This is a genomic window from Paraburkholderia sp. IMGN_8 (genome assembly GCF_038050405.1).
GTDB lineage: Bacteria > Pseudomonadota > Gammaproteobacteria > Burkholderiales > Burkholderiaceae > Paraburkholderia.
In genome coordinates this window covers 4,580,446-4,591,672 of record NZ_CP150900.1, presented here as the reverse complement: position 1 = coordinate 4,591,672, position 11,227 = coordinate 4,580,446, and the positions used below count along the sequence as shown (strand labels likewise).

Genomic DNA, 11,227 nt, shown 5'->3' with positions numbered 1-11,227 from the left:
AGGTGGCCGTTGTTTTCTCGGTCCCGGCAGCAATCATGGGAAGGCTTTCCAGCCCGACTTCTGCTGCCTTCGCTGGTCCGCGGTTCTTGCCTGTGCTCCAGCCCGATGTACTGAAAGCGATTCGGCCTGCGACAGCATCGTCCAACTCACGCACAGCGACTTCGTTGGTCGCCAGAGCAGTCGGCGTCGGGGTGACCCGGTTTGCTGCTCTAGCGAATGCGCTTCATGTAGATAGATACACGGCGCCCACCTCCTCCGAACGACTCCAAGCGGCGATGGCCGTTGATGCTCTCCAATCTGACGCCGGAAAAAACGTGGAATCTGGCGAAGTCGGTGACGGTTGGGCGAGTGGGCGGCTGGGGCGGGTGTGTTTGCTAAACAGAAATAGAAGCGTTTACAGGTAAACGCTTCTAGGCTTTCCCGACAAGCTTTTCGTCGATACAGCCTTGTTTGAAAGCGTAAACGCTTTTAATTGCAAGGTCGAAAATTGGCCGGTTTGGCGGTGAAATTTCGGGAAATGCCACTCAGAATGATGCACAAGTGGCGAGCGCAGTCGGTTTTGATTAACAGCGTCGCTCCGCTACGGAACTAACGGTCACGCGCCATGGACGACGTTCTCAAGCGCTCGACTGACGCTGCGAGGCTGTAACAAGAGCCACTCGACCGCCCCGGCGGGGTAGTCCTCTGGCCACTCTGCTGCCAGCAACTTCACCGCTTCCCGTACCCGCAGCACCGTCTCGGCGCCGCTCGCCCCCACGCTGCCCACCCTCATTGTTTCCAAAACCGATTGCGCACGAGCAACCCGGTCCATCGCCCGGCGCAAGCGCACGAAATTGGCGTCAGAAATCTGCAGGTCTCGTGCTGCCACCTCAATGTCGGTAACCGCGTCAGTCAGGACGCACGCGAGCAGGTCGGGGAGACGCTTCTCGGTGTGAGTGAGCGCCAACTTTCGACCGAATTCGTTGTCGTTAGGATTGAGTGTTTCCATGGCCAATACAGCGGTGCCTTTTATGCGAACTCGCTAAACGACTGCAGCGATTCGGTTGATGGGGGCACTCTGCTGTACGCGGCTGCTGCTGTTCCGGGCCGCCGTTGTAAGCGCAACCAAATTCTGGTATCAATACTGCAGTTCTTCTGTGCCTCGTGCTGAGTGGTCCGGCCTCCGGAACCGCAAATTCGCACGGCGCGCCCGGCGTGCAGCAATGTCTCGCCGGACGGGTCAGCCATAGCATTGGCGCGCCCGCAGGAAACAGCCCAAGCCTCGCAGTCAGCCGGAATACCGTAGCTTCAGCCGTTTTGAGGTCGCATTGGACGGTCGGTAGACTTTATTTTCAGGCTTGGGCGGCGTTGACGCTTCGCGGCGCTTGCCAGCTCGGGCAAAAACCCTAGAATTGGAGGCAAAAGTGACGTTTCAGGCCGAAAGCAAAAACGTGCCAGCGGTTGGCGCGTCGGCGGCGGCGTGTCCGCTTGCGCTTTGTTCTTGTGCCTCGTGCTGAGTGGTCCGGCCTCCGGAACCGCAAATTCGCACGGAGCGCCCGGCGTGCAGCAATGTCTCGCCGGACGGGTCAGCCATAGCATCGGCGCGCCCGCAGGAAACTGACTCCTCGGGCTTGGGGCAAGCTTACCAATGCGGCCCCGTACCCAACATAAGAAGCAAAAAAAATGGGTATCCTGTACAGGAAGGTTTGCCGCAAACCGAACCTCCGCAAAGCGGCGCGTTCAGTGCTCGCTAACGCCCTGATTTCCACCTCTGAAAGCACCCGGGACGAAGCAAAGCAATTTCAGCTGCGGCTCGAGCAGAATATCAGCGACCTCCGCAAGCAACTGGTAGCCGGGACCTTCGAGTTTCCGCCGGCTCGCGGCGTCGCCGCCCGGAAGCCCGGCAAGACGGCCAGGAGGCCTATTGTGATTGCGCCGATTGCCTCCCGTGTCGTACAACGAGCGATTCTTGATGTGCTGACTGGCTTGCCTTTCGTTCAGAGTATCCAGAAAAAGGCGTGGAATCACGGTGGCGTAAAAGACGGCGGGGTCGCGAAGGCTATCGCCCAAACCTACGAAGGCACCATTCGATACCAGTACTACGTCCGGACCGATATCAGGGACTTTTTTACGCAGGTTCCAAAAGAGGACTTGCTGGCAATCGTCACGAAGCATACGGACGACCCGGAGTTCAATGCGCTGCTGACGCGGGCAGTCAATGTCGAACTCGATAACCTTGCCGAACTGCGCGAGCATAAAGATATTTTTCCGCTGGCGTCTCGCGGCGTCGCACAAGGTTCTTGTCTGTCGCCGCTCCTGTGCAACTTGCTTCTCCACGACATAGACGAGCAGCTAAATACGGGCGGCACGATGTCCGTACGCTATATCGATGACCTGATAATTTTTGCGCCGAGTCGGAGCCGTGCCTTGAAAGGCTTGAAGCAGCTCAAGCATGAACTCAAGCGATTTGGGCTTGATGCTTACGACCCGCCGACAAAAGGTAGTCCTGCAGCCTCGGCAAAGGCTGCGGCGGGGGAAACCAAGAAGGGATTCTCCTTTCTTGGCTGCGACGTATCTCCAGAGGCCATCTCGCCGGGAAAGCGTGCCCGCGGCTCGTTGCTAGCAAAGGTGGACGCTCTCTGCAACAAAGCGCTCACGAGTCAGCGACATCTGAAGACTGGCACATCGGAGCCGATGACGTTAGCCTCCGACCCGACGCTGCTCAGTACGCTCTGGCGCGTCTCCAACACGGTCCGCGCTTGGGGCGCAGCTTTTTCTTTCTGTACTGACCACCGCATCTTCCGACAACTGGACAATGACGTCGCGATGAAGCTGGCCGAATTTCGCCGTCTCTGGCGGTCGAAAACAAGCTCGCTGAGCTCGGCTGAACGCCAACGATTGATGGGAATGCATCTACTGGACGACACTGAGTTCGACCCGTCATTCGCTGAGATGGTCACGTCGCGTGCGGGTACAAGAACCAAATAGGCATTCGGTCGTGCGCCGCCATAGCATCGACGGGAGGGAGGCACATCCTGCCTTCACCTAGACGCTGAAAGCTTGTGTAGATTTGCTTGCCCGTGGATATTAGACGAAGCGACCCGATTTTATTGTGACCATGAACACCGTCGCCGACACTGGTAAAACAAAAATGTCATTTGAGAGAGTAGTCCCCGAGGGTATCCATGCCTCCGCCTGAGCACCTCAGCTGGTTGGTACAACGAGAACCGTTGAGGACCGGTGAGGGGAAGACAGTTACCATTTTAGAGTTTCAACATCAACCGGACAACGCTGTCCTGTCGGCGTGGGCCCGACATTTTCGCCAGCATTACTGTTCCGATGACGATATTGACGTTCTACGAGCTGGTACTGAGCATTCGCGTTCCGAATTTTTGAAAAAACTGGTATTTCCCAATACCACCAAACCCGGACCGTCAATTCGGTCCGGCGATTTTGCTGAAATATTGGTTTGCGACTTCCTCGAGTACAGTATGAATCACTGGGTTCCGAGGGGGCGATTTGCTGAGAAAGCAACGCCCAATGAATCGGTGAAGGGCACTGACATCATCGGCCTGTATTTGTCTCCGACAGGTAACTCTGCCGAGGACACGCTGACGACCTTTGAAGTCAAAGCGCAGTTGAGTGCAGGCAAGCCTCAGCGTAGGCTTCAAGTTGCTGTGGACGATGCGGCGAAAGACAAAGTACGGCAAGCTTACACGCTGCTCGCCATGAAGCGGAAAGCTCTCATGCAGGGCGACAACGCGCGGGTAGCGCTAGTCGAGCGCTTCCAAGCGAAGCCGGACAGGCCCTTTATAGAACAGACTGGCGCGGCCGCCGTGCTGAACAACGGCGCATTTGACGCCGAGCTAATTGTGGCGACGACAACAGCATCACATCCCCCGGGTTCGTCTGTCCTTTTGTTGGTAATTCGAGGTGAGGATTTGATGACGCTCGCCCATAGTCTCTACGAGAGGGCCGCAGATGAGGCCTGAGGCAAATTCTCGGCGCTTGTTCGGGATAACACAAGCGAAAGCCCGGATGTATGAGTACGCGGTGCGAGAAGAGGAACATATCGATATTCCTGCCGGTACACATCCTGAAGACCTCTTTGCGCTTGCCATAGGTATTCTGGGCGACGAGGCAGCGGCCATATGCGATAAGTTTCTCGAACAGCGCACGGTGCTCGGCGCTCCCGTCGCGACGGACCAGCAGGGTCTGCGATTTGCGGCCTCGTTCTTTTACGCATATGTCGAATCGAGGTTTGACGTTGACCTCGACGAAGAATTGCTGACGCTTGCTGCAGCGACGTTTTACCTGGCCGAGACTCCCGGCAGTAGTTTCGTGGTCAGCAACCTGCTATCGACACGTGCCCGCCAACAGTTAGACCCATTCTCGGCGGTTTTGCACTTGGTGCTCGCGAATCGATGGGACGACGCGGAGGTTCCTCCCGAAACTCGATTTTCGCCTTTGCTTGTAACTATGTTGCGTGCTACGAGTGACTTGCTATCGCGCGACGGAGGCGACGAGCGAATCCTTCTGAGGCACTGCTCGGGGCTGCGGCAAGCTGTCTATCGAAACGGTAGCTCGAGGGATGTCGCGTTTGTGGACCTATGCGTGGCAGTCACTCTACGCAAGGTCGGCAATTCGAGTCGCCTGAACTTACCTCGATACTCGCGGCTAGACGAAGAGCAGTGGTCTGATGTTCTTCGAAAACCCAATTTTGTTTCAGAGCTTTGGCCGGCACAACGCCTACTCGGAAGAGCCGGCTTGTTTGGGGGAGCGTCGGCCGTTGTTCAGATGCCGACGAGTGCGGGAAAGACTCGAGCGATTGAACTTGTAATTCGAAGCGCGATGTTATCTGGCAGAGCCCGGACGGCGGTGGTGGTCGCGCCGTTTCGCGCGCTATGCCATGAGATATCCAACTCTCTACGCCAGACGTTTGCAGGCGAGCAGGTATCTATCGACGAGCTCTCGGACGTTCTGCAGCAGGACTTTCTGGAGTCGCTGGCGGACCTGATAGGTGAGATTGCTCAGCCGTCCCCACAAGTCTTGGTGCTGACGCCAGAGAAGCTTTTATATGTTCTGCGGCAGGCGCCTCAGATTGCCAGCAAAATCGGGTTGATTGTTTACGATGAGGGACACCAGTTTGATTCTGGTCCCCGCGGCGTGACGTACGAGTTGCTACTTACCACTCTGAAGCAGTATCTGCCTCGCCGAGCGCAGGTGGTCCTAGTCTCGGCGGTCATTTCGAATGCACAAGCAGTCGGCAAGTGGCTAATCGGCGAACGCGCTCCTGTGGTTGATGGAAAGGACCTGATGCCGACCCAGCGTTCTGTTGTCTTCACGAGTTGGCAGCATACCTTGGGCACTCTTCAGTTCGATGCTCTGGGTCAGCCTGATGACTTCCCTTACTTCGTTCCGAGGGTCATTGAGCCATATTCATTTCCGCTTCGTGGTAGAGAACGAGTAGTCCGAGTGTTTCCTGAGCGTAGTGCTTCGGAAATCGCCTTGTATCTCGGATTAAAGTTGGCGCCGCAGGGTAGCGCCGCTATTTTTTGCGGAAGAAAGGATAGTGCCGCAGGCATTGTCAGAGATGCCGTTGAATATTTCGAGCGAGGCTTACCTTATCAGTCGCCAGCGGAAATCGCGAATCAGGACGAACTGCAGAGGTTGGTGCACCTCCACGCAATGCATTTCGGCGACGATGCGGTTGTGACCCGAGGTGCAAGGTTCGGTGTGTTGGCGCATCATGGCAATACCCCCCAAGGTCTTCGACTCTGTATCGAACATGCGGTGAAAGAGGGTCTTGTGCCTTTGGTCGTGTGCACGTCCACCTTGGCACAAGGAGTGAATCTGCCGCTCCGATACCTGATTGTCTCAACAATCTACCAAGGTGGAGAGCGGGTGAAGGTGCGAGACTTTCACAATTTGATGGGCCGAGCGGGCCGTGCCGGAATGCACATCGAGGGTTCCGTTATCTTCGCAGATACGCGCGTCTTTGACGGTAGGAGTGCTCGACGTGAGCGGTGGCGATGGAATACAGTTCGCGAGCTTTTAAATACCGCAAATGTCGAACCGACCGGCAGCTCGCTTCTAGGTCTTGTCGCTCCAATAATGAACGACGATGGCACGCAGGAGGTGCAGGCCGCCTTCGACGTTATCATTGCCTTGCTTGCAGACGAAGACAACGCACTCGCGCAAATCAATGACGATGCGGATTACCTGGCCGGCATCGGCGCTAACCCTGAAGATGTTGCGCAGCAGGTAAAAGCCAAGGAGCGGCTGGTCAACGCTGTTGCCAGCTTCTTGCAGGCCAGTCGTGGAGAAACCGTATTCGACGAGTTTATTGAGGTAGTACGTGGACTCGCGAGGAGCACGCTAGCGTACTCGTTGGCTTCGGACGAGCAGAAGACGTTACTGGTCGACTGTTTTATCGCAATCGCGCGGGCCGTTCAAGAGCGTGAGCCGGAAGCTGCTAACCAGACTCGGAACTCGCGGACGCTCCTGGGGCTTAATGCACTCGCGAAGATTTATCGATGGTGCGAGAGAAGCCGTGACCTGGTGCTCGCATCCCAGACCGAGGCGGAACTGCTGAATGCGATTTGGCCAGTCTTGCTCGAGGTGGGCGAAGACGACCTGCTTGAAAAAGTGGTGGGCAGAGAGTTGCTCATAAACGTCGCGCAGTCGTGGTTGTCGGGGGCCGCATATTCGCAAATCGGTGAGGTCATTGCGGCCGCTGGCATTTCGAAGCGGCACGGAGAGGGTACGCGCCGGTTCACACCTGAAGACGTTGTTGATATTTGCGACAATTGCTTCGGCTTTGAGTTCTCGCTGTATCTGACTGCATTGGTGACGTATTTTGAGCAGGATGGCGACGTGAACAACGTCGATACTGTGGAACTGATAAAGCGCCTTCAAAGCGGATTAAAGTACGGCCTTCCAGACCCGTTGGCTGTGGCCATTCAAGAGGCGGGTTTCGCGGACAGGATGCTTGCGCTGGATTTGCGACCGGTCTTCGCAGCGGTACACCCTTCTAGAGGCGCGGTCGTAACCTATGCTCGAAATAATCCAGCTGCTGTTCGCGCTGTGCTTGATAGATACCCATCGTATTTTCAGATGGTCTTTGCAGGTCTAACTCAGCAGTGAGGAAATAAGGGCCCTGTTCGGCGGGGCCGGCAAAGCGACGCATAGTGAATATGCGCCTCCAGCATTATGGCTAAGAGTTGAGCGTAGACGGCAGTAATGAGCCGAAGTCATATTCGTTGAACGTGACCGTCTTACCCGTGTAGTAGTTTGCCGGTTCGAACTGGCACTTGCCGACGACGTTCTGATTTTCGACCACAGTAAGGACGAATCTTGGCTTCGGCTCCCTCGGATACTGCATGTGGATGACCTCCGGCCCTAGCAGACGCACAGCGCTGGCTGCTGCGACAACGATTAACGGGGTTTGGCCTTGCAGCACCCCGACGCACGCAAACCAGGGGCGGCGGCTCGAAATCCCGCTAGTCGATACGCGAAAGAACTCGCGCCTCAAACCGGATAGTGTTCACTGCGAGCCCAGATACCATCTCTTTTAACTTCTCCCATTTTTCGCTGGTTGCGAATATAACCTGTTGTTTTGCGACCCCGCTTTCACTTGTCCGCGACAGCAGTTGCGCAAAGCTCATCTCCTTCGCTTCCTGCTGACGCGGCTCGTCAAAAATCAGAAAACCTAGATGGTTCGTAGCGTATCCCCGCGAGAGCTCCAAAATGCCTTCGAGATATGCCCAGATAATCCTAATATTGTCGCTTGCGGAAAGGTCAAATCCTAGGTTGAAGCCGTCCCGAGTCGGACGATAATTGTCGTGCGATATGGAAATCGACTCTGCAGGGATACTCTTAAAGCCATACGTGACCAGTTGTTCTCTGACGATAGTCTGAAGGGCGTTCAGTTTCTGTTCGTCCAACGTACTAAGCTCCTTCGAAGGAAGCGCCTTTCGTCGAACTTCAAGGTCCCGCCACTCCGCGGCGAGACTTTCGAACTCGGCCAACTCGTCGATAAAGTCCTGCCCGGCTCTCTTTAGCGTTGCGATTGCAGTCTCCAACTCGAGCTCCCTTCTGATGCGGCTTGCCGCCGGTGCGCCGCTGGCTCCCACCAAGGTCTGTTTAAGTAACCTTATTCTGCCTTGCAGTTCACCAAGCCGGGCACGCAATGAGTCGAGATTTTGGCTTTTCAAAGCGATTTGAATACTACCCGCCTCCTGCAGTCGTTTAAAAGTGGCGAGCTGGGCGCGAATAAATTCGATATTTTCAGACAACGGCATTATTTGTGGCTCGTCATTCTGAGAGAGCAGGGTATCTGCCAAGTGCTGATGGCACGTCGGACAAGTGTCTCGGTTCAATTCCCACTCTGCAATCGAGCCGAACTTACGCAACTTTTCTGCGTCTTGATTGCGGCGCAAGTCCTCCTCAAGCGAACTAATACGCGAGATGAGTGCGCGTTGTTGAGCAGACTCGAGGTCTAGCGCCTCAAGGGCTGTAGTGGCCGCAAAATCGACTTCCGCCAGTTCCGATTCAGATACGTTCAGTTCTGTCCGAGCAAGCGTTGCAATTTCATCGTTAGTCGGCGTCTCGGCCTGCCGCAACGAATCGAGCGCATATTCAGCGTCTGATTTAGCGGAATTCCACGGCTTCCATACACCGTCTCGAACAACCTCGAAGGATGGTTCGGGGGTGGGAGGCCAGTCGGGGACCGGGTCTCGTGGAACATCTTTTATTCTTCCATGGGTGCTCGCAATTACGGCCTTAAGACCCGAGATTGCGTTCTTCCATTGACTTCGAAGTGACGCATCTCTCTCTGCCACCGCTTGGCGTTCCGCCTGAATGGAAGCCGCATCAAGTTTTAGTACGAATTCGATGGCTCGCTTGGACAACTCCCGGATTCCTAGGTAGGTGGGCAAATTCGCTTGGATGCCCGACCAACCGTGTTTCTGTTCAACCAGGAAAAGAGGGAAGATGCCCTCCATATACAAAGGGCACTCTCCCCCGGAGCTTCTAGGCACTGATGGAAGTGTCCAGCCAAGGAAGCTCGCCAGTTTTGAATGGAAGCCTGCCTCATGAGTGACTGCGCCTGGGTCTCGCAAGAAATAGTCGCGACTTTGCAATGCCGCGGCGCCGTCCTCCGATAGTGAGCCCTCCCACACGGTCACCAGTCGGAAGTCCCGGTTTCCCTTTACACTTCGCCGTATCGTTAGCGCCTCACCGCGAGTGTTGCTGACTTCCAGCCAAACATCCGAGGCCAACACGAGGTGCTCTCCATCCGCATCTTCCAAAAACGTGGTCATCGCAGGTGGAAGCGGAATCACCGCCTTGGGCCCGAGCATACGCTCAAGGCCCAACGCGTAAATGATTGACTGGATGCAGGTAGATTTGCCCATGCTGTTCTCAGCATGCAGTATGTTAAGGCCACTATGAAAGCGAAGCTTCGCTCCATAACGGCCTTCAGGCGTCAGCACGTCGAGATGAAGCCTTTCGAATTTAATTGTCATGAGGACGCAAGGCTCTTGAACAAGTGGTCTATGGCAGGTTCGGTGAGATGCGGAACCAATTCGGAAAGTAACTCCTTTTCTTGAACCAAACACTCAGTAGATTCCGTGAGCTCTTTCGCTATGCGCAAGCCCTTTTCCGAAAGCTTTACGGACTTCTTGCCGGATATTTCGACTAATCCTTCCGCAACCGCGAAATCAACTGCTCGGTTCAGGGCGGGGTCTATGCGAGGCAGCGGTGCCGTTGAAAGTTCGTCGGAGTTGAGGGAAGCAATTAGCTGTTTGCTAACGTCGCGGTCTTTGAGGGCCCAGGTCGCAAAATGTAGCTTTCGTAGCGACGCGCTTTTCCCCCGTGACGTGTGAAGCACAAGGAGAATTGTTGCAATGCGCCAGACTGGACGTAGGTCGGCCGGCAACGGAGCAGGCCTGTCAGTGAAGCTCCAGCGCCGACCGAGCTGCTCCAACCGGTCCCGTGAATGTGCGTCATTCATTTTGAAAGTCCATCGGGCATCGCAGAAGCCAGTCGGCGATGGCTTCGTCTGTGAGGGCGGAAACGGTTTCGTTGTCCAGGCCGGGCAACTGGTTTCTCAACGCTCCGCCAAAATTTAGCATTACTTCGCGGAGACTGGCCTTTGCAGAGCCTTCATGTAACGCCGAATGTAGAGCTAGCTTCCTCTCTTGGCTTCTTTTGGCTGCGTCCGCTCCAGCATGAATGTCCGGATACTTTGTGCGTAGGGTATCAAGGACGTTCTGGCCTCGAAGGTACATTTGGAGAAAACCTTCAAACAGTTGGGTCGCTTGCTCCTTTTTACCCGCCGTCAATGTAGTGACCTTGCGGTCCAAATGACGTAGCCAGTCGTCATGCTTAACCGAGAACTCGGCAACGGATGCCGCGTGAGGGTCGGTGACTGGAACCGCCAGGCTTCCAACACCCGCTCTCGCCAGAATTTGAACTTCGACGGCGAAATCGTCGAGCGTCATAATATTGGCCGTGCACCCGGGTTCAACGAAAGGTAAGTTCTTCGAACAAATCCCCTGAATTTTTGTCGAAACGTGGGTTAACAGAGCCTTATCTTCCCAGCGGGGCACAACTAGAGCCCAATTGCGAATTTTTGTGGGTTGCAGGAGTTTTTCTAAGACAGCTCTGTTCTTTTCCAGCTTGCCGAGGTCTTGGGTCACCTTCCGTTTTTGCTTTTCAGTCAGCTCGGCCACACTAAGCGGTTCAGTGGCCGCATAGCATTGGAACGCGTTTCCGTCACGGCAAAAGCCTTCTAGCCCGCAATCTCCGGCGACACGGTCCGGAATCTCAACGTAATCGCCAAACGGCACTCTCCGTCGTATCAGATTCCCGACGTAGTGCTGCCATTCGGTCGCTCCGCGTTTCCACTGTTCCCCTGGCATAATTATTTTTCACACCCAGAATTAACGTAGCGATTCACGAGCCTTTCCGACAACGCACGAACGCTCGTTTTTATCATACTAGCGCATGACATCCTTTTCGGACAGTTAGGCGGACTCTGCGGTCAAGGGGTGTTGAGCTAGTCGGGTGGGACTATGGCATCAAACTCAATGTATTTGTTCAGCTGCGTGTCTTTGAACGGCTGGTACAGTCCTCATACTGGGCCGCCCCACCCGACGGAACAGTTGTGCTTGAAGCAGCTCAGCAAGTCCCTGCAAGTAGGACTGGCTGTTATGTAATTTGCATAAAATACAAGTGCAGCGAT

8 protein-coding genes are annotated in these 11,227 nt (G+C 55.3%); 3 read left to right on the top strand and 5 right to left on the bottom strand.

Going from position 1 to position 11,227, the window contains the following annotated elements; genetic code table 11:
- Positions 1-595: 595 nt before the first annotated feature.
- Positions 596-988, bottom strand: a complete 393-nt coding sequence (locus WN982_RS20840) for a hypothetical protein (RefSeq protein WP_341313777.1) — start codon at positions 986-988, stop codon at positions 596-598.
- Positions 989-1,662: 674 nt separating this feature from the next.
- On the opposite strand from WN982_RS20840, the gene WN982_RS20835 reads away from it, so the two are divergent.
- The 3 genes from WN982_RS20835 to WN982_RS20825 all read left to right on the top strand — a co-directional run bounded on the left by WN982_RS20835 (position 1,663) and on the right by WN982_RS20825 (position 7,125).
- Positions 1,663-2,967: a reverse transcriptase domain-containing protein gene (locus WN982_RS20835; protein WP_341313776.1), complete on the top strand. Its 1,305-nt coding sequence runs from the start codon at positions 1,663-1,665 to the stop codon at positions 2,965-2,967.
- A gap of 242 nt (positions 2,968-3,209) precedes the next feature.
- The gene (locus WN982_RS20830) at positions 3,210-3,971 is read left to right on the top strand and encodes a virulence associated protein (protein ID WP_341313775.1); all 762 of its coding nucleotides are present in this window, start codon (positions 3,210-3,212) and stop codon (positions 3,969-3,971) included.
- A 46-nt stretch (positions 3,972-4,017) separates the two neighbouring features.
- Complete coding sequence (locus tag WN982_RS20825; protein WP_341313774.1) at positions 4,018-7,125, top strand: DEAD/DEAH box helicase; 3,108 nt, start codon at positions 4,018-4,020, stop codon at positions 7,123-7,125.
- 70 nt (positions 7,126-7,195) lie between these two features.
- Here the strand turns inward: WN982_RS20825 and WN982_RS20820 are convergent, their stop codons facing one another.
- The 4 genes from WN982_RS20820 to WN982_RS20805 all read right to left on the bottom strand — a co-directional run bounded on the left by WN982_RS20820 (position 7,196) and on the right by WN982_RS20805 (position 10,715).
- Positions 7,196-7,363 carry a hypothetical protein gene (locus tag WN982_RS20820; RefSeq protein ID WP_341313773.1) on the bottom strand — a complete coding sequence of 56 codons (168 nt, stop codon included), beginning with the start codon at positions 7,361-7,363 and terminating at the stop codon, positions 7,196-7,198.
- A 118-nt stretch (positions 7,364-7,481) separates the two neighbouring features.
- On the bottom strand, positions 7,482-9,506 hold the full coding sequence (locus tag WN982_RS20815; RefSeq protein ID WP_341313772.1) for a hypothetical protein: 2,025 nt from the start codon (positions 9,504-9,506) through the stop codon (positions 7,482-7,484).
- A complete protein-coding gene (locus WN982_RS20810; protein WP_341313771.1) occupies positions 9,503-9,994 on the bottom strand; it encodes a hypothetical protein in 492 nt (163 codons plus the stop codon). The genes WN982_RS20815 and WN982_RS20810 overlap by 4 nt, the downstream gene beginning before the upstream one ends.
- Entirely contained in the window at positions 9,987-10,715 is a 729-nt protein-coding gene (locus WN982_RS20805; protein WP_341313770.1) for a hypothetical protein, read from the bottom strand. The genes WN982_RS20810 and WN982_RS20805 overlap by 8 nt, the downstream gene beginning before the upstream one ends.
- Positions 10,716-11,227: the final 512 nt, after the last annotated feature.